The following is a 21,860-nucleotide window of genomic DNA, read 5'->3' as shown; positions in this document are numbered from 1 at the left end:
CGAATCCTGATTCAGAGAGAGCCCATCATGTCTCGTTCCGAAACCCTGTTTGCCAACGCCCAAAAACACATTCCGGGCGGCGTTAACTCGCCTGTCCGTGCATTCAAAAGCGTGGGCGGCACCCCGTTGTTCTTCAAGCACGCCGAAGGCGCCTACGTCACCGACGAAGACAACAAGCGCTACGTGGATTACGTCGGCTCGTGGGGCCCGATGATTCTGGGCCACAGCCACCCGGACGTGCTGGATGCGGTACGGGCGCAACTGGAGCACGGTTTGTCCTACGGCGCTCCGACGGCCATGGAAACCGAAATGGCCGATCTGGTGTGCTCGATTGTGCCGTCGATGGAAATGGTGCGCATGGTCAGCTCCGGCACCGAAGCCACCATGAGCGCCATTCGTCTGGCCCGTGGCTTTACCGGTCGCGACAACATTCTCAAGTTTGAAGGCTGCTATCACGGGCACTCGGACAGCTTGCTGGTCAAGGCCGGCTCCGGCGCACTGACCCAAGGCGTACCGAGTTCGGCCGGGGTTCCTGCAGACTTCGCTAAACACACCCTGACCACTGCCTTCAACGATATCGACGCGGTTGAACAGCTGCTGAGCGAAGTCGGCGACACCGTGGCCTGCATCATTGTCGAGCCGGTGGCCGGCAACATGAACTGCGTGCCACCTGCTCCGGGCTTCCTGCAAGGTTTGCGCAGCCTGTGTGACAAACACGGCGTGGTATTGATTTTTGACGAAGTGATGACCGGTTTCCGCGTCGCCCTGGGCGGTGCCCAAGCCCATTACGGCGTAACCCCGGACCTGAGCACCTTTGGCAAAATCATTGGTGGCGGCATGCCAGTAGGCTGCTTCGGCGGCAAACGCGAAATCATGCAGCACATCGCGCCACTGGGCCCGGTGTACCAGGCCGGTACCCTGTCCGGAAACCCGCTGGCCATGGCTGCGGGCCTGACCACGCTGCGCCTGATCAGCCGTCCGGGCTTCCACGCCGAGCTGAGCGACTACACCACCCGCCTGCTCGACGGCTTGCAGCAACGTGCCGATGCCGCCGGCATTCCATTTGTTACAACCCAGGCCGGAGGCATGTTTGGCCTGTACTTCAGCAGCGCCGATGACATCGTCACCTTCGAAGACGTCATGGCCAGCGATGCCGACCTGTTCAAACGCTTCTTCCACCTGATGCTCGAAGGTGGCGTGTACCTGGCGCCCAGTGCCTTTGAAGCAGGTTTCACCTCGATCGCCCATGGCGATGCCGAGTTGCAACTGACACTGGATGCTGCGGAACGCGCATTTGCCGCGCTGAAGTAACCCGCAAAACCGGCAGGGTTTAGCCCCTTGCCGGTTTTTTATCCCGGTTATGGCTCATTCGTTTATGCCGCCTGTCCAAAATCGTCTTAAATCAATGGATATCGCGCTCAGGCAGCAGAAAAACGAGTAAAGACTTTGTAAGGTTGCCTCCGCTTATTTCATAATGCGCGCCTATACATCCCATGGCCGGGCTTGCCCGCCTTTCAGAGGTACGTCGATTCCCATGAACCGCACCGGCCGCGCCCTTGCTCTGGGCTGCCTGTTGCTCCTACAGCCGCTGCTTGTCCAGGCAGGCGGTAACTCGTTGTTGATCCCAGCAATGGGTCGCTGCACCCTGAATACTCAACCAGAAGACCTGGCTGAGGCATTGGCTGCATGCGAAGCTGCGGCAAAAGACGGGGATGCAGAAGCCGAATACGAGTTAGGCGAGTTCTATTACGACGGTAAAAACACCCCGCGCGACCTCAACAAGGCTCTGAGCTACTTCGAGCAAGCGTCGCTGCAAGGCCACGCCATGGCCCAGTTCCAGCTCGGCACCATGTTCTACAAGGGCGAAGGCGTACCGGCCAATAACATTCAGGCGTATATCGTGCTGAAAATGGCGGCCGTCAATGGCGCCGAAGATGCACTGGACACTGCCGACCTGGTGGCGGAGCAAATGCCCCGCGACCAACTCGAAACCGCGACCCAGGTGCTGGGACAGATTTTCCGCAAGTACTTGCTGGAACTGCAATCGGCCGACGGACGCTCGCCGTTCTCACCGCTACCCTGACCTGCCCGCAACACTCCAGGGCCGGCACAGGTTCCTGAGCCCTACTTCTCCGGCATCGGAAACGGAAACGGCATCACGTTGCTCATGCCACGTGCTTCGCTGATCTTTGGCGTACCCAGGCGCTCAACCTCGTCGATGCGCACAATCGAGTGCATTGGCACAAAGCTGCGCACAACACCTTCAAACTGAGCCTTGAGCTTTTCTTCGCTCGGATCGACGACCATTTGCGTACGCTCCCCGAAGACGAATTCCTCTACTTCCAGGAAACCCCACAGATCACTTTGATAGATCTGCTTGGCGTACATTTCGAACACCTGGCCCTGGTTGAGGAAAATCACCTTGTAGATTGGAGCTTCACGTTTGGTCATGGTGGGCGGGTAAACATCTAAGGATAAAAAAGAGGGCGCAAACTATAGCATAGCCACCCTAGGAAGCAGCGGCCATGCCCCCTATAATGTGCGGTTCTTTGAATCACTTGATGAACACCCATGGCCAAGAAGCTTTACATCGAAACCCACGGTTGCCAGATGAATGAGTACGACAGCTCGCGCATGGTCGACCTGCTGGGTGAACATCAGGCCCTGGAAGTCACAGCGCGCGCTGAAGACGCTGATGTCATCCTGCTTAACACCTGCTCGATCCGGGAACGGGCCCAGGACCGCGTGTATTCGCAGCTGGGCCGCTGGCGCGAGTTGAAACTGGCCAATCCCGACATGGTGATTGCCGTGGGCGGTTGTGTCGCCAGCCAGGAAGGCGCGGCGATCCGTGATCGCGCGCCCTATGTCGACGTGGTTTTCGGCCCGCAGACCTTGCACCGCCTGCCTGAAATGATCGACGCCGCACGCCTCACCAAGCTGCCGCAGGTCGATGTTTCGTTCCCGGAAATAGAAAAGTTTGACCACTTGCCGGAGCCCCGCATCGACGGCCCGAGCGCCTACGTCTCGGTGATGGAAGGCTGCAGCAAGTACTGCACGTTCTGTGTGGTGCCCTACACCCGCGGCGAAGAAGTCAGCCGCCCGTTCGACGACGTGCTGGCCGAAGTCCTGCACCTGGCTGAAAACGGCGTACGTGAAGTGACCCTGCTGGGTCAGAACGTTAATGGCTATCGCGGCCTGACCGAAGGCGGCCGCCTGGCGGACCTTGCCGAACTGATTCGCGTAGTGGCGGCGATCGACGGCATCGAGCGCATTCGTTACACCACCTCGCACCCGCTGGAGTTCTCCGACAGCCTGATCCAGGCCCACGCCGAGGTGCCGGAACTGGTGAAACACCTGCACTTGCCGGTGCAGTCGGGATCGGACCGCATTCTCTCTGCGATGAAGCGCAACCATACGGCGCTGGAGTACAAGTCCAAGCTGCGCAAGTTACGCGCTGCGGTACCGGGCATCTGCATCAGCTCTGACTTTATTGTCGGCTTCCCCGGCGAAACCGAAAAAGATTTCGAACAGACCATGAAGCTGATCGAAGACGTCGGCTTTGACTTCTCTTACTCCTTTGTCTATAGCCAGCGCCCCGGCACTCCGGCGGCTGACCTGGCTGACGAGACGCCGGAGGAGCGTAAAAAAGAGCGTCTGAACGCGCTGCAGCATCGCCTGAATCAGCAGGGTTTCGAGATCAGCCGACAGATGGTGGGTTCAACCCAGCGGATCCTGGTCACCGACTACTCGAAGAAAGACCCCGGTGAACTGCAAGGCCGAACCGAGAACAACCGTATCGTCAACTTCCGCTGCGACAACCCGCAACTGATCGGGCAATTTGCCGACGTACACATCGATGCCGCCCAGCCGCACTCGCTGCGGGGCTCGCTGCTGAATTAAGCAACCCTTCCATATTGCAGGAGCGAGCTGCCGGCTTTCAAAAGCTCGCAAGCAAGCTCGCTCCTGCAGTGAAGGTCAAACATTTAGCGAAGTCCTTTCGTACGAGGTCTGCTAGCGTTATCCTTCAACTCATCTCAATTGCCTAAGGGCGGCTAAATACGACCTTGAACGCACCCATCGAACCACATCGTTTTCTCCTTGAGCCTTTTGAGGCTCGCCGCTTCGCCAATCTGTGCGGACAATTCGACGAGCATTTGCGCTTGATCGAACAACGTCTCACGATCGAAATCCGCAATCGCGGCAATCAATTCGAATTGATCGGCGACCCCAAACTGACCTCCTCCGCAGAAAACCTGCTGCGCCGCCTGTACCGCGAAACCAAGGCTTCCGAGCTTTCGCCGGACATGGTGCATCTGTTCCTGCAAGAATCAGCAGTAGAAGACCTGGACAGCAACCCGGTGGCTGAAGCCAGCATCGCTTTGCGCACCAAAAAGGGCATGATTCGCCCTCGCGGCATCAACCAGCAGCGCTACGTCAAAGAAATCCTGGGTAACGACATCAACTTCGGCATTGGCCCGGCCGGTACCGGCAAGACCTACCTGGCCGTGGCCTGTGCCGTGGATGCTCTGGAGCGCGAGCAAATCCGCCGCATCCTGCTGGTGCGCCCGGCGGTCGAAGCGGGCGAAAAGCTCGGCTTCCTGCCCGGGGACCTGTCGCAAAAAATCGACCCGTATCTGCGCCCGCTGTATGACGCGCTGTACGAGATGCTGGGCTTTGAATATGTGGCCAAGCTGATCGAACGCCAGGTCATTGAAGTGGCGCCCCTGGCCTATATGCGCGGTCGCACGCTGAACAACAGCTTCATCATTCTCGACGAAAGCCAGAACACCACCGTCGAGCAAATGAAAATGTTCCTGACCCGTATCGGCTTCGGCTCTACCGCCGTGATCACCGGTGACATTACCCAGATTGACCTGCCAAAAGGCACCAAGTCCGGGCTCAACCATGTCATCGAAGTGCTCAAGGATGTACCGGGCATCAGTTTCACCCACTTCCAGTCCAAAGATGTCGTGCGCCATCCTCTGGTGCAGCGCATCGTAGAAGCCTACGGGCGCTATGAACAGGAAGCTGCAGACAAGCTGGCCGCACTGCCCGCTGCAAAGGATTACCGCCGCGATGCTTGAGCTTGACCTGCAACGGGCCACTGATGCGCCTGCCCCCGACGAAGCCCGGTTCCGCCAATGGTGCGAACTGGCTTTGCGCCAACGTACTGCCGACTCGGAAATGACCATTCGCCTGGTCGACGAAGCCGAAGGCCGTGAACTCAATCGCACCTGGCGCCAGAAAGACTACGCAACCAACGTTCTGTCCTTCCCGGCCGACGTGCCAGACGAATTCCTGGATATTCCGTTACTCGGTGATCTGGTGATTTGTGTTGCGGTGGTTGAGCGCGAAGCGGCAGAGCAAGGCAAGGCGCTGGACGCCCACTGGGCTCACCTGGTGATTCACGGCTGCTTGCATCTTCTGGGTTACGACCATATAGAAGATGAAGAAGCCGAAGAGATGGAAGCGCTGGAACGAACGTTGCTTGCAGAGCTGGGTCACCCTGACCCCTATGCAGACGACGAAGCTGATTAACACCCACTAAAACTACCAAGGGATACGAGTAAATCGCTATGAGCGAAGACCGATCGAGCAACGGGCAAAAGTCATGGTTAGGTAAACTGACCCAGGCCTTTGCCCATGAGCCGAAAAACCGCCAGGAGCTGCTTGAGCTGCTGCGCGAAGCACACCAGAACAAACTGCTGGACAGTGAAGCACTGGCCATCGTCGAAGGCGCCATCCAGGTGGCTGACCTGCAGGTACGGGACATCATGGTTCCGCGCTCGCAGATGATCAGCATCAAGGCGACCCAGACACCCCGCGAGTTTCTCCCGGCGATCATCGATGCGGCGCACTCGCGCTACCCGGTGATCGGCGAAAGTCACGACGACGTCCTGGGCGTCCTCCTGGCCAAAGACCTGCTGCCGCTGATCCTTCAAGAGAACGGCGACAAGTACAACATCAAGGATTTGCTGCGTCCGGCGACCTTTGTCCCTGAGTCCAAGCGCCTTAACGTACTGTTGCGCGAGTTCCGCGCCAACCATAACCACATGGCCATCGTGATTGACGAATACGGCGGTGTGGCCGGTCTGGTGACGATTGAAGACGTGCTGGAGCAAATCGTCGGCGATATCGAAGACGAGCACGATGTTGAAGAAGACAGCTATATCAAACCGCTGCCCAGCGGCGACTTCCTGATCAAGGCCCTGACCCCCATCGAGAACTTCAACGAGTTCTTCGACAGCGAATTCTCCGACGATGAATTCGACACCGTGGGCGGCCTGGTCATGAGTGCATTCGGGCACTTGCCAAAACGCAACGAAATCACTGAAATAGGTCCTTACCGCTTCCGCATCCTGAATGCTGACAGCCGCCGGATTCATTTGATTCGTCTGACGCCTATTGCCCGCTAAACCCAAACCCTAAGGATTGAAATGCGCTGGATAACACCCCCCGGCTGGCCCGGTAACTTGCTGGCCGTGGTGGCCGGCGCACTGACAACCCTGGCGTTGGCCCCCTTCGATATCTGGCCACTGGCACTGGTAGCCCTGGCCTTGTTCTATCTCGGTCTGCGCGACCTGTCGCCAAAACAGGCGCTGGGCCGTGGCTGGTGTTATGGCTTTGGCCTCTTCGGCGCCGGCACCAGCTGGATTTACTACAGCATTCACCACTTTGGTGGCGCATCCGTGCTGCTGGCGGGACTGTTGATGCTGGCCTTTACGGCGGCAATTGCCTGGTTCTTCGCCCTGCCAGCCTGGATCTGGGCACGCTGGATCCGGCGCAATGAAGCTCCACTGGCGGACACGCTGGCGTTTGCGGCGCTGTGGGTGGTCCAGGAAGCCTTTCGCGGCTGGTTCCTCACCGGTTTCCCCTGGCTCTATTCGGGTTACAGCCAACTTGACGGACCTCTGGCCGGGCTTGCCCCGCTGGGAGGCATGTGGCTGATTTCCTTCACTCTGGCACTGACCGCAGCCTTGTTGTGCAACTTGCCACGCCTGATCAAGGCCAAAAACAAAGCCTTTGTGGTTGCCGGGGCCGCGCTGCTGATCGGTCCGTGGGGCATCGGCATGGCGCTCAAGCATCACGCCTGGACCAGCCCCTCGGGTGACCCGCTGAGTGTTGCGGCGATTCAGGGCAACATCGAACAAAGCATGAAATGGGACCCGGCACAGCTTGATGCACAGCTGGCGCTGTACCGCGACATGACATTCAGCTCTAAACGGGCCGACCTGATTATCTGGCCAGAAACAGCGGTCCCGGTGCTCAAGGAGAACGCCGAAGGCTTCCTGAGCATGATGAGCCGCTTTGCTGCCGAGCGGAATTCAGCGCTGATTACCGGCGTGCCGATTCGCCAGGAAGTGCGCCATGAATCGCGCTATTTCAATGGTATCACCGCCGTTGGCGAGGGGGATGGCAGCTATCTGAAGCAGAAGCTGGTGCCGTTTGGCGAATACGTTCCGCTTCAGGACGTGCTGCGCGGGGTCATTGCGTTCTTTGATCTGCCGATGTCCGACTTTGCTCGCGGGCCGGCCGACCAGGCCATGCTGCAAGCCAAGGGCTATCAGATCGCGCCGCTGATTTGCTATGAAGTGGTGTACCCGGAATTCGTGGCCGGCCTTGCCGCCCAGAGCGATATTTTGTTGACCATCAGCAACGACACCTGGTTCGGCACCTCGATTGGTCCGCTACAACATCTGCAGATGGCGCAAATGCGCGCGCTTGAGGCCGGGCGCTGGATGATTCGGGCAACCAACAATGGTGTCACTGCACTGATTGACCCGAACGGGCAAATCACCACACAAATTCCGCAATTCGAGCGCGGCATCATGTACGGCGAAGTGGTGCCGATGCACAACCTCACGCCTTATCTGCAATGGCGCTCATGGCCACTGATCATTTTGTGCTGCCTGCTGTTAGGCTGGGCACTGATCACCAGCCGGATTGCCAAGACGGTGTGATGCGCAAGCACAGCTAAAAGGAATATTGTGGGAGCCGGCTTGTCAGCGATGGAGTCGCCACAGCCGGCAGGATAAATCGAACTTCCTGCACGCTGCCAAGCCAGCTCCCGCAAAAAAGCACTGTGCAGTCAGCGATACAACCAGGGGTAGGCAATCTGCCCCACCGCTTCATTAAGCAACAGCCCGGACTGCCAGAACGATTTGTACTCTGGCATCCAGCCACCCAGCGGTCTCTCGCTATCAGCGCTGAGGAAACCGACCGGGGCCGGCACTACCTCAAACCCTGCCTGTTGAAAACTCCACACCGAACGCGGCATATGCCAGGCCTGGGTGACCACCACTACCCGCCTGATGCCTTGCGCCAGAAGGATGTCGGCCGTCATCTGTGCGTTTTCCCACGTGGTCCGGCTTTGCTCTTCCTTCCAGCGTACTTGCACCCCGAAATCATCGCGCAACGAGTCCGCCATCATCTGTGCCTCACTGGGCGGTGTGCCGTAATGCAGGCCACCCGTGGTCAATACCGGCAAACCCGAAGCCTTGGCCAGCCGGGCGGCATAACGCTGGCGCTCCAGGCCCATTGCCGTGGGCTGGTCGCTGCCCCATGCAGGGTCACCCCGCTCGCGTCCGGAGCCGAGCACCACAATGGCATCCGCACGCCCGGCCAGGGTCGACCATTCGCTGGGGGCCAATGCCGGCTCACGCTCGATCGCGCGGGCGCCCCATTGCACGACCACCGGCAAACTCATCAGCCACAAACCGCCTACCCCCAATGCAAACAGCACGGCGGCCAGCCGCGGACGGGTGCTACGTAGCCACCAGGCGAGCACCAGCAACAGCAAGAGAATTCCGGGGGGTAAAAGAAGTTGTTTAACGAAATATCGAATAGGCATCGGGCATCTCCACAGATGCCCGAAGCCTAAGGGGGTTAAAGCGACGCATCAACAGGGCAGGTCAAAAACTCAAACACCTGTTACGTCATACCGAGGGTACCTGTGTCGTGACACAGTTTGCATCATGGGCCGGCCGAAACGCCGAGTGCCCCTATACTCCCTGTACCCTGTCCTTCAGCCAGATGACCTTGGCCTTGGGGCGGGTATCCCGTTCGTTCATGCTGCCTTGCGAGCGTCCATCAGCCTCACGCCCGATCCGGTTCAAATAGACGTTGATCAACTCCAACTCGGCACGACTCAAACCACGCAGTTCCAGCTCGACAGGACGTTCGTCTCGTAATCGAACTGCCGTGTTTGCTGAATCAAGAGCCACACTCAAACGATCAATCAGCCGCTCATACACCTGCGTTTTTATAGCTTTGCGTTGCGTCTCTGCCATCCGTTCACCTCATTAAGGAAATAGTTCTTCCCCTCGCAGAGTTTAGCTGCGCTTCAAAAACCAGCGTGCTGCTGCGACCAACGGAGTGATGAGGCAATCAGGGTTTCCCTCGATAGAGTGGGGTCATGTATGCTACGGGACTTCCTGTAACCCCTGCTCCAACCTGACCGGGCAACACAATAGCCGGTATAAGTTGAAGAGGATTAGGCCACCCTTTATTAGTACAAGTAGCCATGCACGAACAATATCAGCCCCGTGAAATAGAAGCCGCCGCCCAATCATTCTGGGACAACCAAAAGTCCTTCGAAGTCAGCGAAGATCTAGGCAAGGAAACCTACTACTGCCTATCGATGTTCCCGTACCCAAGCGGCAAGCTACACATGGGGCATGTGCGTAACTACACCATCGGTGACGTGATCTCCCGTTACCAGCGCATGCTTGGCAAAAACGTCCTGCAGCCCATGGGCTGGGACGCCTTCGGCATGCCTGCCGAAAACGCCGCGATGAAGAACAACGTCGCGCCGGCCAAGTGGACCTACGAAAACATTGCCTACATGAAAACCCAGCTGCGCAGTCTCGGCCTGGCTGTGGACTGGTCCCGGGAAATCACTACCTGCAAGCCCGATTACTACCGCTGGGAACAATGGCTGTTCACTCGCCTGTTCGAAAAAGGCGTGATCTATCGTAAAAACGGCACCGTGAACTGGGACCCGGTTGACCAGACCGTTCTGGCCAACGAGCAAGTGATCGACGGCCGCGGCTGGCGTTCCGGCGCGGTGATCGAGAAGCGCGAAATCCCGATGTACTACTTCAAGATCACTGCCTACGCAGATGAACTGCTTGAAGGCCTCGATGACATGCCCGGCTGGCCGGAGCAGGTCAAAACCATGCAGCGCAACTGGATTGGCAAATCCCGCGGCATGGAAGTGCAGTTCCCCTACGACGTCGACTCCATCGGCGAAGCGGGTACGCTCAAAGTTTTCACCACCCGTCCAGACACCCTGATGGGCGCGACTTACGTGGCCGTGGCTGCCGAGCACCCGCTGGCGACCCAGGCTGCACAAGGCAATCCCGAGCTGCAAGCGTTCATCGCTGAATGCAAGGGCGGCAGTGTTGCCGAAGCCGACATGGCGACCCAGGAGAAAAAGGGCCTGCCAACCCCGCTGTTCGTCAAGCACCCGCTGACCGGTGAAAAGCTCCCGGTATGGGTCGCCAACTACGTATTGATGCATTACGGCGATGGCGCAGTCATGGCTGTTCCGGCACATGACGAGCGCGATTTCGAGTTCGCCACCAAGTACAACTTGCCGATCAAGCCAGTTGTTCGCACCAGCGCTGGCGACGAGACACCGGCTCCGTGGCAAGCGGCTTATAACGAACACGGCCTCCTGATCAATTCCGGCGAATTCGACGGTCTGGACTTCCAGGCTGCATTCGACGCCATGGAAGCGGCCCTGACCGCCAAAGGCCTGGGTCAATCCCGCACCCAGTTCCGCCTGCGCGACTGGGGCATCAGCCGCCAACGTTACTGGGGCTGCCCGATCCCGATCGTGCACTGCGATACCTGCGGTGACGTTCCGGTACCACAAGACCAGTTGCCTGTAGTGCTGCCGGAAGACGTCGTGCCCGATGGCGCCGGCTCTCCATTGGCGCGCATGCCTGAGTTCTACGAGTGCAGCTGCCCTAAATGCGGCGCACCGGCCAAACGCGAAACCGACACGATGGACACCTTCGTCGAGTCGTCGTGGTACTACGCCCGCTACGCCTCACCCCACTATGAAGGCGGCCTGGTTGAAAAGTCGGCGGCTGACCACTGGCTACCGGTTGATCAGTACATTGGCGGTATCGAACACGCCATCCTGCACCTGCTTTATGCACGCTTCTTCCACAAGCTGATGCGCGACGAAGGCCTGGTGAGCTCCAACGAGCCGTTCAAGAACCTGCTGACCCAGGGCATGGTGATCGCCGACACTTACTTCCGTACGCTGGACAACGGCGGCAAGGACTTCTTCAACCCTGACGACGTTGTCATCGAACGTGACGCCAAGGCCAAGATCATCGGCGCCACGCTGAAGAGCGACGGTCTGCCGGTGGAAATCGGCGGCACGCAGAAGATGTCCAAGTCGCTGAACAACGGCGTTGACCCGCAATCCATGATCGAACAATACGGCGCCGATACCTGCCGCCTGTTCATGATGTTTGCATCGCCGCCTGACGCCAGCCTGGAGTGGTCGGATTCGGGTGTTGAAGGTTCACACCGTTTCCTCAAGCGCGTATGGCGCCTGGCTCACGCCCACGTTGGCCAGGGCCTGCCGCAAGCACTGGACATCGCTACCCTGAACGACGGGCAAAAAGTAATCCGTCGCGCTATCCACCAGGCCATCAAGCAAGCCAGCCTGGATGTCGGTCAGCATCACAAATTCAACACTGCCGTTGCCCAGGTGATGACCGTGATGAACGTGCTCGAAAAAGCACCGCAAGCCACCGAACAGGATCGCGCCTTGCTGCAGGAAGGCCTTGAGACAGTTGCATTGGTGCTGGCCCCCATCACGCCGCACATCAGCCATGAGCTGTGGAACCAGCTGGGCCACGCCGGAGCAGTCATCGACGCGCCATGGCCGACGCTGGACGAAAATGCACTGGTTCAAGACACCTTGCAGCTGGTTATCCAGGTCAATGGCAAATTGCGCGGTCATATCGAGATGCCGGCCGGCGCCAGCCGTGAAGACGTTGAGGCGGCTGCCCGCACCAACGAAAACGTGCTGCGCTTTACCGAAGGCCTGACGATCCGCAAAGTGATCGTTGTGCCAGGCAAACTGGTCAATATCGTCGCCAGCTAAATTGGAACAGGCGCCCGCCCCCAGTGCGGGCGCCCAATAAAACCTTCAGGGCCGCTCAGTCGGCCTATCTGGTTTCAAGGGGAGCTACACATGATCAAACGCAATTTGCTGGTGATGGGTCTCGCTGTTCTGTTGAGTGCCTGCGGCTTCCAGCTGCGCGGTACCGGCACCAATCAGCTGACAATCACCGAGCTTGATCTCACCGCGCGTAACGCCTACGGCGATACTGTGCGCGAGCTGCGCCAGACGCTGGAAAACAGCGGCGTTAAAATCACCGCCAGCGCACCTTACAAACTGATACTGACCAACGAACAAGAATCCCAGCGTGCAGCCAGCTACGCCGGTACCGGTAACTCGGTCGAATATGAACTGACGAACGTACTTAACTACGAGATTCAGGGTAATAACAATCTGGCATTGCTCAACAACAAGCTAGAAGTGCACAAGATTTACCTGCAGGACCCGAGCAACATCACCGGTTCCGCCCAGGAAGCGGCAATGGCTCGCAAGGAAATGCGCCGCGATCTCGTGCAACAAATGGTCCTGCGTCTTGAGCAACTGACACCAGAACGCCTGGCCGATCTGCAAAAGATCGCTGACGAGAAGGCCCGGGCCGAGGCCGCAGCCCTCGACGCTGCACGCAAGGCTCAAGAGGCAACCCCTCAACAGTCGCCACTCGAACTGCAAAACCAGTAAGGCATACGGGGCGCTCAGGCGCCCCGCTATCTATCAAGCCCCTATGAAACTCGCCCCCGCCCAACTCGCCAAACACCTGCAAGGCAGCCTTGCCCCGGTCTACATCGTCAGCGGCGATGACCCGCTGCTGTGCCAGGAAGCGGCCGATGCCATTCGCAGCGCTGCACGCCAGCAAGGTTTCGATGAGCGCCAGGTTTTCAGCGCCGACGCCAGTTTTGACTGGGGTTCGTTGTTGCAAGCGGGCGCCAGCATGTCGCTGTTTGCCGAAAAGCGTCTGCTGGAACTGCGCCTGCCTTCAGGCAAGCCCGGAGACAAAGGCGCAGCTGCCCTGATCGAATACTGCTCGCGCCCTGCCGAAGACACTTTATTGCTCGTCAGCCTGCCCAAGCTCGATGGCAGCGCACAGAAGACCAAATGGGGCAAAGCACTGATCGAGGGCCCGCAAACCCAGTTCGTACAGATCTGGCCAGTGGATGCCAGTCAGTTGCCGCAATGGATTCGCCAGCGCTTGTCTCAGGCGGGCCTGTCCGCCAGCCAGGACGCTGTCGAACTGATTGCGGCACGGGTCGAAGGCAACCTGCTGGCAGCCGCGCAAGAAGTCGAAAAGCTCAAGCTGATGGCTGAAGAAGGCCAGATCACCGTCGAAACCGTACAGGCTGCAGTGGCTGACAGCGCGCGGTTTGATGTGTTTGGCCTGGTCGATGCCGTACTCAATGGCGAGGCAGCCCACGCCCTGCGCATGCTCGAAGGCCTGCGCGGCGAGGGTGTTGAGCCGCCGGTCATCTTGTGGGCACTGGCCCGCGAACTCCGGGTGCTGGCCAATATTGCGCTGCAATACAGCCAGGGCATCCCGCTGGACAAAGCCTTCAGCCAGGCCCGACCGCCCGTCTGGGACAAGCGCAAACCGTTGATGAGCAAAGCCCTGCAACGCTATTCAGCGCAACGCTGGGCACAACTGCTGATGGACGCGCAACGCATCGACGCACAAATCAAGGGGCAGGCAGGCGGGTCCGCCTGGAGCAGCCTGAGTCGATTAACACTGCTGATGTGTGGGCAACGACTGAATCTACCTGCGGAATAATCCTGCGGCAGCTGGCTTTGACGGTACTGGACAACGCAAAAAATCTGGCCGATGATTTGCGTCTGTTCAAACCAAGCGAGAGCAAATGCCATGAGCAAGCGCCCCAACAAGGCCAAATCCATCGTCGCCCAACCCTTGTTCCGCAGCCGCCAGGAACGCCCCGCCAAAGGCAAAGGCAGCTACCGCCGCGAAGCCTTCCAGTCGAGAGACCGGGAGGCTTTTTACTTTCTGGCTGCCTGACGGCGGGGATGATAAGGTCTGCATCTGTTTTGCATTACCTGGACCTGCGCATGCCCCTAAGTCATAAACGTGGTTGGCCGATGCGCCAACTGATCGCTGCTTCCAGCGTCATTCTTCTAGTCGCCTGCGCAGAAAAGCCCACCGCAGCCGATGCTCAGCCTCTGCCTGTCACACCCGCCGCTCCCGTGGCGACCCCTGGTGTGGCCATCGCCGACATGCCCGTCATTGCCCCTGCCCAAAGCTTCAGCGAGTGGCAAGCCAACTTCCGCGAGCAGGCACTCAAGGCCGGGATCCGCCCCGAGGTGTTCGATAACGCCTTTAGCGGCCTCACCCCCGACATGAGCGTGATCAAGGCCGACCGCAGCCAGCCCGAGTTCAGCCGTCCGGTGTGGGAATACCTCGATGGCGCGCTATCGCCGTTGCGCGTGCGTAATGGCCAGCGCCTGCTGGAACAAAACGCCGAACTGCTGAGCCAGATCGAGCAGCGTTATGGCGTTGATCGCCAGGCCCTGGTGTCGGTATGGGGCATGGAAAGCAACTTCGGTACGTTCCAGGGCAATAAGTCAGTGATTCGCTCACTGGCCACCCTGGCCTACGAAGGGCGCCGTCCGGAATTTGCGCAGAGCCAACTGATCGCCGCACTGAAGATCATCCAGGAAGGCGATGTAACCCCCGACAAGATGCTCGGCTCCTGGGCCGGTGCCATGGGCCAGACCCAGTTCATTCCGACCACCTATGAAACCCACGCAGTGGATTTCGATGGTGACGGCCGTCGGGATATCTGGAACAGCTCGGCGGATGCCCTGGCATCGACCGCCCACTATTTGCAGAGCTCCGGCTGGAAGCAAGGCCAGCCCTGGGGTTTTGAAGTCAGACTGCCCGCCGGTTTCGACTATGCACTGGCTGATGGCGCGATCAGAAAAAGCGTCGGCGAATGGCAGAAACTGGGCGTTTCACTGACAGGCAGCGCCACCTTGCCTGCCGGCTCCGAACAGCTGAGTGCCACCCTGCTACTGCCTGCCGGTTACCGGGGCCCGGCCTTCCTGGTGCTGGATAACTTCCGCGCCATTCTGCGCTACAACAACTCATCGTCCTATGCACTGGCCGTGGGCCTGTTGTCCGAGCGCTTCAACGGCGGCGGGGTTATTTTGGGCGAGTGGCCAAAAGATGAGCGACCGCTGAGCCGTTCCGAGCGTGTCGAGCTGCAAACCCTGCTCAGCCAGCGCAACTACGATGCCGGCAATGCCGATGGCATCATTGGTGCCAACACCCGCAAAGCAATCCGCAGCGCACAGCAAGCCCTGGGCTGGCCGGCAGACGGCTACCCGAGTCACAAGTTGCTGGAGAGTTTGCGCCAGTAGGTGCGAAGGGGTAAGGGTCAGGTTACAACTGGCTGTTCGAGCACCAGCTGCTGTTGGTCCGCATCCAGCCTGACCTGAGCCCCCAGTGGCAACGTCAGGTTTGGATTGCAATGCCCGCTGCGCCAGCCAGCCAGTACCGGTATGCCCAAAGGCCCCAGCTCCTGCTGGAGCAGCCGGTGCAGCGCCACGCTATCAACCCCGGCGAAATCCCCCACCAGAACACCACGCAGCCGATTCAGCTTACCTGCCAGACGCAAGTGCGTAAGCAGGCGATCGACCCGGTACAAAGGCTCGTTGACGTCTTCGATAAACAGAATGATGCCTTCATCATCCAGCTCAAACGCTGAACCGATGGTGGCGCAGATCATCGACAGGTTGCCGCCCAGCAAGCGGCCGCTGGCACTGCCCGGGGCCAGGGTGGTCAGGGCAAAGGCTGGCGGATGCTCCAGGACGGGCGATTGCTGTCCGCTCAACATCTGCCATAAACCGGACTCGGTCGGCTCCAGCTTGTTACCCAGCAAATCGGCGTTCAGCATTGCCCCGTGAAAGGTCACGAAGCCTGCATAACGGGTGATCGCCAGATGCAGCGCGGTGATGTCGCTGTACCCCACAAAAGGCTTGGGGTTGCGGCGCAGCAACGCAAAATCGATACCTGCCAGCAGGCGCGGGCTGCCATAGCCACCGCGCAAACAGAAAATGGCATCAACACTTTCATCCGCAAACGCATCGTGCAAATCACGCAAGCGAACAGCGTCTGAACCTGCAAGATAGCCATCCTTTTCCCACACCCCCGGCAATACCCGAAGCTGATAGCCGCGTGCGGCCATCCATTGGGTGGCGAGTTCGAGATCCAGTTCGGCGGGACCTGCCGGGGCGATCAGGGCGATCACCCCGCCAGCGGGAAGCGCGGGCACCGCGCTGTGGGCCTTGTAAGACACCTGCGCGGTGAGCCGGCTATTCATGGAGTCAGGCGCCTACCAACATGGTCTTGACCAGCTTGGCCTGTTCGTCGGCGTGGTACGACGAACGTACCAGAGGGCCCGACGCCACGTTTTTGAAGCCCATTTTGTAGCCTTCTTCGGCAAACCAGGCGAATACGTCCGGGTGCACGAAACGCTGTACCGGCAAGTGGCTGCGCGACGGTTGCAGGTACTGGCCCAGGGTCAGCATGTCGATGTCGTGTTCGCGCATGCGCTTCATCACTTCAATGACTTCTTCGTCCGTCTCGCCCAGACCCAGCATCAGGCCGGATTTGGTCGGGATGTGCGGCATCATTTGCTTGAAGCGCTGCAGCAAGGTCAGCGACCACTGATAGTCAGAACCCGGACGTGCAGCCTTGTACAGGCGCGGCACGGTTTCGAGGTTATGGTTGAACACATCAGGCGGCTCGGCAGCAGTGATTTCCAGTGCCACGTCCATCCGGCCACGGTAATCGGGCACCAGGGTCTCGAGCAGCACGTTCGGCGACAACTTGCGGATTTCGCGGATGCAGTCGGCAAAGTGCTGGGCACCGCCATCACGCAGGTCGTCACGGTCCACCGAGGTGATCACCACGTACTTCAAGCCCAGGTCAGCGATGGCAATCGCCAGGCTTTGCGGTTCATTCACGTCCAGCGGCTTCGGCCGGCCGTGGCCAACGTCGCAGAACGGGCAGCGACGGGTGCAGATGTCACCCATGATCATGAAGGTCGCGGTACCACCCGAGAAGCATTCGCCCAGGTTCGGGCAGGATGCTTCTTCGCATACGCTGTGCAGCTTGTGCTTGCGCAGCAGCGCCTTGATGCGGTCGACCTCCGGCGAGACCGGGATGCGCACGCGAATCCAGTCCGGTTTCTTCGGCAGCTCGGTGGTCGGAATGATTTTTACCGGGATACGCGCAACCTTCTCGGCACCGCGCAATTTAACGCCGGTCTCGACCTTGGAACGGGCCTCGTTCGCACGGGCCACACGTTCTGAGATATCCAGCGTAGGGATCAGGGTTTGAACAGCGTCTTGCGCAGTAGTCATATCAATCAATTCCGCCCGTAAGGGTCGTCTGCTCAGCATAGTCGAGGTGTTTGACGAGCTGCGTACGCAGCCGGGCACCTACCTCGGCAAATTCAATCGGCCCTGCATGGTCACGCAACTGGGTCATCGCCAGCCCCGCATAGCCACAGGGGTTAATCCGTCGAAACGGTTCCAGGTCCATGTCCACATTCAGTGCCAGGCCGTGGAAAGAGCAGCCATTGCGAATTCGCAGGCCCAGGGAGGCGATTTTAGCCCCCTCAACATACACCCCTGGCGCATCAGGTTTGGCTGCGGCGGTCACGCCGTAGCTGGCGAGCAGGTCGATCAGGCAATGCTCGATCCGGGTAACCAGATCACGTACGCCAAAACCGAGGCGCCGTACGTCGAGCATCAGGTATGCGACCAGCTGCCCGGGACCGTGGTAGGTCACCTGGCCACCGCGGTCGGACTTGACCACCGGGATATCCCCCGGCAGCAGCAGATGTTCGGCCTTGCCTGCCTGCCCCTGGGTAAATACCGGCGGATGCTGCACCAGCCAGACTTCGTCCGCCGTGTGCTTGTCGCGACCGTCGGTAAAGTGCTTCATCGCCAGCCAGGTGGACTCATAGTCGGCCACACCCAGCTCGCGAATACCCAGCACCTGCGACATCAAAGCACCATGTGCACGAAGCCGGTGGCTCGCAGTTCGCTGTTGATGTTGTACAGCTGGTCCTGATCGGTCGCAACGATGTGCAACTGGATCGTGGTGTACTTGCCATTGGTGCTCTGGCGCTCGTCAACACGATCATCGTTTACCGTCGCGTGCTTTTTCACGATATCGATGATCTTGTCCTTATTGCCCACACCCGTGTCGCTGATCACCTTAACCGGATAATCAACGTTCGGAAATTCGATCTTTGGCGCCTTTACTTCGGTATCGGTCATGGCGTATCGGCCTCGTAAGCCCAGAACTACATACGTGCCCCGCGCAGGGTAAGCGCGGGGTCATACAGGTGAGTGCAATCAGTTGAACAAGCCGTAAAAGAATAGACGGATGCTGTCCCATACGCGTCGGAAAATACCACCTTCCTCGACAGGCTCAAGTGCAATCAGGTCAGCGCTGTGCACGACCTTGTCGTCAAGTTTGACTTCAACCTTGCCGATCACGTCGCCTTTGGCAATAGGCGCCATCAGCTGAGGATTCATGGTCATGCTTGCAGCCAGCTTTTTCAATTGGCCTTTAGGCAGGGTCAGGGTCAAATCTTCAGCCAGACCGGCTTTGACCTGATTGGTGGTGCCTTTCCAGACAGGAGCCTGAGCCAGTTCAACACCCTTCTGGTAGAAGGTCTGGGTTTCGAAGAAACGGAAACCGTAGGTCAGCAGCTTCTGGGTTTCAGCAGCACGTGCCGCTTCGCTGTTGGTACCGAATACCACAGCAATCAGACGCATGCCATCGCGAACAGCCGAAGACACCATGCAGTAGCCGGCTTCGTCGGTGTGACCGGTTTTCAGACCATCAACGGTCTTGTCGCGCCACAGCAACAGGTTGCGGTTAGGCTGCTTGATACCGTTCCAGAAGAACTCTTTCTGCGAGTAGATCGCGTAGTGAGTCGGATCTTCGTGGATGATCGCGCGTGCCAGCAACGACATGTCGTGGGCAGACGAATAGTGATCCGGGTTCGGCAGGCCGGTCGGGTTCATGAAGTGGCTGTTGGTCATGCCCAACTCACCGGCGGTCTTGTTCATCATGTCGGCGAACGCATCTTCGCTGCCGGCAATGTGCTCGGCCAGGGCTACGCTGGCATCGTTACCCGACTGGATGATGATCCCGTGCAGCAGGTCGCTGACCGAAACCTGGGTACCTACCTTGATGAACATCCGCGAACCACCGGTGCGCCAGGCGTTCTCGCTGACAGTTACCGGATCGTTCTCGCCGATCTGGCCGCGACGGATTTCCAGGGTCGCGATGTAAGCGGTCATCAGCTTGGTCAGGCTGGCCGGCGGCAGACGCTGGTCGCCGTTGTTTTCAACCAGCACGTTACCGCTGTTGGCATCCATCAGGACATAGGCCTTGGCAGCCAGTTGTGGCGGCGACGGCATCATCTCGACTGCCCAGGCAGCCGGGGTGATGATCAGCGGGACAAGCAGGCACAGGCGTTTGGCAAAGGTGGTGATGTTCATCCGTCTCTCGAAATTGTTAATGGAAACTTACCCTCGCGGGCAAAACTGTTCTGACAGCCGTTTGACTGGCTGTCGCGTATTCAGTTGCAAACCTGCCCCTCGAAGGGCTTTTGTTCTTGGCCCTTGCAACTGCGTTTGCGCCCCCAGGCCTGGAGGCACAACGCTTTAACCGGTGTTACTGATCGGTCACAACGCTCGGCTGGCCCAAATTGGCCAGTCGCACGCTGTTTTGTGTCTGCTGCACTTCATTTACCGAGGCAATCGGCCCCATGCGAACGCGGTGCAAGGTTTGTTGATTACGCACAACCGAGCTGATGAACACGGGAGCGCTGACCATGCCACTGAGTTTGGAACGAAGCAACTCGGCGGCATCCGGATTGGCAAAAGCGCCAACCTGCAAATACGTGCCCTGGCCTTTGACCATCGGGCTGACCGGCACGACATCGGCGGCATGCTGCTGGGCTGGCGGCGTCCATTGCTCGACCTTGCCGGTCGTCACTGTCGGGGCGGTGTTCTGGGCCACTTTCGGCTCATTGAGCATCAATGGCGCCGGGCGCCCACGTTGCGCCCACCAGGCTTGCGGGTCAATGCCTTCAACCTTGACCCGTGCGGTGCCGGTTTCGGCATAGCCCAGTTTCTTGGCGGCTGCGTAGGACAGGTCGATGATGCGGTCCGAATAAAACGGGCCACGGTCGTTGACCCGCAATACCACGGCCTTGCCGTTATCCAGGTTGGTTACCTTGACATAGCTGGGCAGTGGCAGGGTCTTGTGCGCCGCGCTCATGCCGTACAGGTCATAAACCTCGCCATTGGCGGTGTTCTGGCCATGGAACTTGGTGCCGTACCAGGACGCAGTGCCCGAGGCCACGTAGGTCTTGGACTCTTGCATCGGGAAGTAGGTCTTGCCCAGCACCGAGTACGGCGCGGCCTTGTAAGGACCGGAGTGCAGGGTCGGCGTCGCGTCCGGGATGCGCGAAACATCGACGTCCCACCACGGCGCACCGTCCTTGTGGGCACGGTTGATGTCCAGCCCCGGTTTGGAAACAACGGCCGTCGGCTTTTGCGGGCTGTTCGGACGACTGCTGGTGCAGCTCACCACCAGCAGCGCAATAGCGGCGCAGGTTGCGAGTTTAAGAGGTGTGCGGATTGCTAGAAACGGCATTACTTGTTGCCCCGTGCTTGAACCAGCAAGTCGGACAGTTGATGCACTGCCATGGCGTACATCACGCTGCGGTTATAGCGCGTGATCGCATAAAAATTCTTCAGGCCCATCCAGTATTCAGGGCCATTGACGCCTTCAAGACGGAACGCCGTGACCGGCAGGTCGTCCGGCAGCGCATCATGACCCGACCAGCCCAGCGCTCGCAACTCCCCGACGGTTTTGACCGGTTCGATGCCCTGGGTCAAGCCTTCATCTGCCCTGTCGCCCTGTACGTCGGCACGCACCACCACCGGTTCACCGGCCACCCAGCCGTGACGCTTGAAGTAACTGGCAACACTGCCGATGGCGTCGTCCGGATTGCTCCAGATATTAATGTGGCCATCGCCGTCGAAGTCCACTGCGTAGGCACGAAAGCTGCTCGGCATGAACTGCGGCAACCCCATGGCCCCGGCATAAGAGCCCTTGAGGCTCAGCGGATCGACTTGTTCTTCGCGGGTCAGCAGCAGAAATTCACGCAACTCCTTGCGGAAAAACTCGGCGCGCGGCGGGTAGTCAAAACCCAGGGTCGACAGCGCATCAATCACCCGATAGCTACCGGTGTTGCGCCCGTAAAAGGTTTCGACACCGATAATCGACACAATGACCTGGGCCGGAACCCCATACTCCTTCTCGGCACGGGCCAGCACGGCTTCGTGCTCGCGCCAGAAATCCACACCCCGGGCCACACGGGCGTCAGAGATAAAGATCGGGCGGTATTCCTTCCACTGTTTGACCCGCTCCGCCGGACGCGAGATCGCATCGAGGATGCTTTGCTTGCGCTCGGCATCACGGAACACGGCCATCAGCTGCTCGCCGGCAAACCCGTAATCGCGAGTCATTTCACCGACAAACTCAGCCACCTGGGGCGAGCCTTCATAGTCGCCGGCCACCGCGCCCTGCGCTGCCCCGAACAGACCCAGCAGGCCCATCCAGGACGCGTATCGAGCGGCCCAGCCACGCATTACTTGCATTGAATTCTTCACC

Annotated in this window: 22 protein-coding genes; 12 read left to right on the top strand and 10 right to left on the bottom strand. The window is 59.2% G+C overall.

The annotated features are described in order from the left end of the window. Positions 1 to 27: 27 nt before the first annotated feature. Both hemL and WG29040_RS22035 read left to right on the top strand, forming a co-directional pair. A complete protein-coding gene (gene hemL / locus WG29040_RS22040; RefSeq protein WP_003444137.1) occupies positions 28 to 1,311 on the top strand; it encodes a glutamate-1-semialdehyde 2,1-aminomutase in 1,284 nt (427 codons plus the stop codon). A gap of 223 nt (positions 1,312 to 1,534) precedes the next feature. Next, a complete protein-coding gene (locus WG29040_RS22035) occupies positions 1,535 to 2,083 on the top strand; it encodes a tetratricopeptide repeat protein (protein ID WP_003444140.1) in 549 nt (182 codons plus the stop codon). 41 nt (positions 2,084 to 2,124) lie between these two features. On the opposite strand, the gene WG29040_RS22030 is transcribed toward WG29040_RS22035, so the two are convergent. Further along, positions 2,125 to 2,451 carry a DUF1820 family protein gene (locus tag WG29040_RS22030; RefSeq protein WP_003444141.1) on the bottom strand — a complete coding sequence of 109 codons (327 nt, stop codon included), beginning with the start codon at positions 2,449 to 2,451 and terminating at the stop codon, positions 2,125 to 2,127. Between the two features lie 120 nt (positions 2,452 to 2,571). Between WG29040_RS22030 and miaB the strand changes: the two genes are divergently transcribed. The 5 genes from miaB (at position 2,572) to lnt (ending at position 7,961) form a co-directional block, all read left to right on the top strand. Continuing rightward, positions 2,572 to 3,900: a tRNA (N6-isopentenyl adenosine(37)-C2)-methylthiotransferase MiaB gene (gene miaB / locus WG29040_RS22025; RefSeq protein WP_003444143.1), complete on the top strand. Its 1,329-nt coding sequence runs from the start codon at positions 2,572 to 2,574 to the stop codon at positions 3,898 to 3,900. Between the two features lie 164 nt (positions 3,901 to 4,064). Beyond that, on the top strand, positions 4,065 to 5,084 hold the full coding sequence (locus tag WG29040_RS22020; protein WP_003444145.1) for a PhoH family protein: 1,020 nt from the start codon (positions 4,065 to 4,067) through the stop codon (positions 5,082 to 5,084). Next, positions 5,077 to 5,538, top strand: coding sequence for an rRNA maturation RNase YbeY (gene ybeY / locus WG29040_RS22015; RefSeq protein WP_003444147.1), 462 nt, complete (start codon positions 5,077 to 5,079; stop codon positions 5,536 to 5,538). Before WG29040_RS22020 ends, ybeY begins: the two co-directional genes overlap by 8 nt. 38 nt (positions 5,539 to 5,576) lie before the next feature. Beyond that, positions 5,577 to 6,416 carry an HlyC/CorC family transporter gene (locus WG29040_RS22010; RefSeq protein ID WP_003444149.1) on the top strand — a complete coding sequence of 280 codons (840 nt, stop codon included), beginning with the start codon at positions 5,577 to 5,579 and terminating at the stop codon, positions 6,414 to 6,416. Positions 6,417 to 6,437: 21 nt separating this feature from the next. Beyond that, positions 6,438 to 7,961 carry an apolipoprotein N-acyltransferase gene (gene lnt / locus WG29040_RS22005; protein ID WP_010655478.1) on the top strand — a complete coding sequence of 508 codons (1,524 nt, stop codon included), beginning with the start codon at positions 6,438 to 6,440 and terminating at the stop codon, positions 7,959 to 7,961. Between the two features lie 128 nt (positions 7,962 to 8,089). On the opposite strand, the gene WG29040_RS22000 is transcribed toward lnt, so the two are convergent. Continuing rightward, complete coding sequence (locus tag WG29040_RS22000; protein WP_127196875.1) at positions 8,090 to 8,851, bottom strand: YdcF family protein; 762 nt, start codon at positions 8,849 to 8,851, stop codon at positions 8,090 to 8,092. A gap of 151 nt (positions 8,852 to 9,002) precedes the next feature. Continuing rightward, positions 9,003 to 9,290, bottom strand: coding sequence for a hypothetical protein (locus tag WG29040_RS21995; RefSeq protein WP_003444155.1), 288 nt, complete (start codon positions 9,288 to 9,290; stop codon positions 9,003 to 9,005). A 233-nt stretch (positions 9,291 to 9,523) separates the two neighbouring features. Here WG29040_RS21995 and leuS point away from each other — a divergent pair, with 233 nt between their 5' ends. The 5 genes from leuS (at position 9,524) to WG29040_RS21970 (ending at position 15,508) form a co-directional block, all read left to right on the top strand. After that, a complete protein-coding gene (gene leuS, locus WG29040_RS21990) occupies positions 9,524 to 12,130 on the top strand; it encodes a leucine--tRNA ligase (RefSeq protein WP_003444158.1) in 2,607 nt (868 codons plus the stop codon). Positions 12,131 to 12,220: 90 nt separating this feature from the next. Continuing rightward, the gene (gene lptE, locus WG29040_RS21985) at positions 12,221 to 12,826 is read left to right on the top strand and encodes an LPS assembly lipoprotein LptE (RefSeq protein ID WP_127196874.1); all 606 of its coding nucleotides are present in this window, start codon (positions 12,221 to 12,223) and stop codon (positions 12,824 to 12,826) included. 43 nt (positions 12,827 to 12,869) lie between these two features. Continuing rightward, positions 12,870 to 13,907: a DNA polymerase III subunit delta gene (gene holA / locus WG29040_RS21980; RefSeq protein ID WP_003444164.1), complete on the top strand. Its 1,038-nt coding sequence runs from the start codon at positions 12,870 to 12,872 to the stop codon at positions 13,905 to 13,907. A 90-nt stretch (positions 13,908 to 13,997) separates the two neighbouring features. After that, positions 13,998 to 14,147, top strand: a complete 150-nt coding sequence (gene arfA / locus WG29040_RS21975; RefSeq protein ID WP_003444166.1) for an alternative ribosome rescue factor ArfA — start codon at positions 13,998 to 14,000, stop codon at positions 14,145 to 14,147. A 50-nt stretch (positions 14,148 to 14,197) separates the two neighbouring features. Then, positions 14,198 to 15,508, top strand: coding sequence for a lytic murein transglycosylase (locus WG29040_RS21970; protein WP_003444168.1), 1,311 nt, complete (start codon positions 14,198 to 14,200; stop codon positions 15,506 to 15,508). 17 nt (positions 15,509 to 15,525) lie between these two features. Here the strand turns inward: WG29040_RS21970 and WG29040_RS21965 are convergent, their stop codons facing one another. The 7 genes from WG29040_RS21965 to mltB all read right to left on the bottom strand — a co-directional run bounded on the left by WG29040_RS21965 (position 15,526) and on the right by mltB (position 21,859). Continuing rightward, positions 15,526 to 16,470 carry an LD-carboxypeptidase gene (locus WG29040_RS21965; protein WP_010655475.1) on the bottom strand — a complete coding sequence of 315 codons (945 nt, stop codon included), beginning with the start codon at positions 16,468 to 16,470 and terminating at the stop codon, positions 15,526 to 15,528. A 4-nt stretch (positions 16,471 to 16,474) separates the two neighbouring features. Beyond that, positions 16,475 to 17,515: a lipoyl synthase gene (gene lipA, locus WG29040_RS21960; protein WP_060696818.1), complete on the bottom strand. Its 1,041-nt coding sequence runs from the start codon at positions 17,513 to 17,515 to the stop codon at positions 16,475 to 16,477. A 1-nt stretch (position 17,516) separates the two neighbouring features. Continuing rightward, positions 17,517 to 18,164 (bottom strand): lipoyl(octanoyl) transferase LipB, encoded by a 648-nt coding sequence (gene lipB, locus WG29040_RS21955; protein WP_003444175.1) that lies wholly within the window; start codon positions 18,162 to 18,164, stop codon positions 17,517 to 17,519. Then, positions 18,164 to 18,439 (bottom strand): DUF493 domain-containing protein, encoded by a 276-nt coding sequence (locus WG29040_RS21950; protein WP_003444178.1) that lies wholly within the window; start codon positions 18,437 to 18,439, stop codon positions 18,164 to 18,166. The genes lipB and WG29040_RS21950 overlap by 1 nt, the downstream gene beginning before the upstream one ends. 78 nt (positions 18,440 to 18,517) lie before the next feature. Further along, the gene (locus tag WG29040_RS21945) at positions 18,518 to 19,675 is read right to left on the bottom strand and encodes a D-alanyl-D-alanine carboxypeptidase family protein (protein ID WP_003444180.1); all 1,158 of its coding nucleotides are present in this window, start codon (positions 19,673 to 19,675) and stop codon (positions 18,518 to 18,520) included. Between the two features lie 175 nt (positions 19,676 to 19,850). Beyond that, positions 19,851 to 20,837, bottom strand: a complete 987-nt coding sequence (locus WG29040_RS21940) for a septal ring lytic transglycosylase RlpA family protein (RefSeq protein WP_003444183.1) — start codon at positions 20,835 to 20,837, stop codon at positions 19,851 to 19,853. After that, positions 20,837 to 21,859 (bottom strand): lytic murein transglycosylase B, encoded by a 1,023-nt coding sequence (mltB, locus tag WG29040_RS21935; protein WP_177413000.1) that lies wholly within the window; start codon positions 21,857 to 21,859, stop codon positions 20,837 to 20,839. The genes WG29040_RS21940 and mltB overlap by 1 nt, the downstream gene beginning before the upstream one ends. Between the last annotated feature and the right edge of the window lies 1 nt (position 21,860).

Origin of the sequence: Pseudomonas sp. PAMC 29040 (genome assembly GCF_003994535.1) — a bacterium.
Lineage (GTDB): Bacteria > Pseudomonadota > Gammaproteobacteria > Pseudomonadales > Pseudomonadaceae > Aquipseudomonas > Aquipseudomonas paraversuta.
This window is presented reverse-complemented; position numbering and strand designations above follow the sequence as displayed.

Coding starts and splice junctions, on each gene's coding strand:
- lptE (WP_127196874.1), top strand. CDS start 12,221: ATGATCAAACGCAATTTGCTGGTGATGGGTCTCGCTGTTCTGTTGAGT.
- lnt (WP_010655478.1), top strand. CDS start 6,438: ATGCGCTGGATAACACCCCCCGGCTGGCCCGGTAACTTGCTGGCCGTG.
- leuS (WP_003444158.1), top strand. CDS start 9,524: ATGCACGAACAATATCAGCCCCGTGAAATAGAAGCCGCCGCCCAATCA.
- WG29040_RS21965 (WP_010655475.1), bottom strand. CDS start 16,470: ATGAATAGCCGGCTCACCGCGCAGGTGTCTTACAAGGCCCACAGCGCG.
- holA (WP_003444164.1), top strand. CDS start 12,870: ATGAAACTCGCCCCCGCCCAACTCGCCAAACACCTGCAAGGCAGCCTT.
- WG29040_RS22035 (WP_003444140.1), top strand. CDS start 1,535: ATGAACCGCACCGGCCGCGCCCTTGCTCTGGGCTGCCTGTTGCTCCTA.
- arfA (WP_003444166.1), top strand. CDS start 13,998: ATGAGCAAGCGCCCCAACAAGGCCAAATCCATCGTCGCCCAACCCTTG.
- hemL (WP_003444137.1), top strand. CDS start 28: ATGTCTCGTTCCGAAACCCTGTTTGCCAACGCCCAAAAACACATTCCG.
- WG29040_RS21950 (WP_003444178.1), bottom strand. CDS start 18,439: ATGACCGATACCGAAGTAAAGGCGCCAAAGATCGAATTTCCGAACGTT.
- WG29040_RS21995 (WP_003444155.1), bottom strand. CDS start 9,290: ATGGCAGAGACGCAACGCAAAGCTATAAAAACGCAGGTGTATGAGCGG.
- WG29040_RS21945 (WP_003444180.1), bottom strand. CDS start 19,675: ATGAACATCACCACCTTTGCCAAACGCCTGTGCCTGCTTGTCCCGCTG.
- WG29040_RS22030 (WP_003444141.1), bottom strand. CDS start 2,451: ATGACCAAACGTGAAGCTCCAATCTACAAGGTGATTTTCCTCAACCAG.
- ybeY (WP_003444147.1), top strand. CDS start 5,077: ATGCTTGAGCTTGACCTGCAACGGGCCACTGATGCGCCTGCCCCCGAC.
- WG29040_RS21970 (WP_003444168.1), top strand. CDS start 14,198: ATGCCCCTAAGTCATAAACGTGGTTGGCCGATGCGCCAACTGATCGCT.
- lipA (WP_060696818.1), bottom strand. CDS start 17,515: ATGACTACTGCGCAAGACGCTGTTCAAACCCTGATCCCTACGCTGGAT.
- miaB (WP_003444143.1), top strand. CDS start 2,572: ATGGCCAAGAAGCTTTACATCGAAACCCACGGTTGCCAGATGAATGAG.
- WG29040_RS21940 (WP_003444183.1), bottom strand. CDS start 20,837: ATGCCGTTTCTAGCAATCCGCACACCTCTTAAACTCGCAACCTGCGCC.
- WG29040_RS22010 (WP_003444149.1), top strand. CDS start 5,577: ATGAGCGAAGACCGATCGAGCAACGGGCAAAAGTCATGGTTAGGTAAA.
- lipB (WP_003444175.1), bottom strand. CDS start 18,164: ATGTCGCAGGTGCTGGGTATTCGCGAGCTGGGTGTGGCCGACTATGAG.
- WG29040_RS22000 (WP_127196875.1), bottom strand. CDS start 8,851: ATGCCTATTCGATATTTCGTTAAACAACTTCTTTTACCCCCCGGAATT.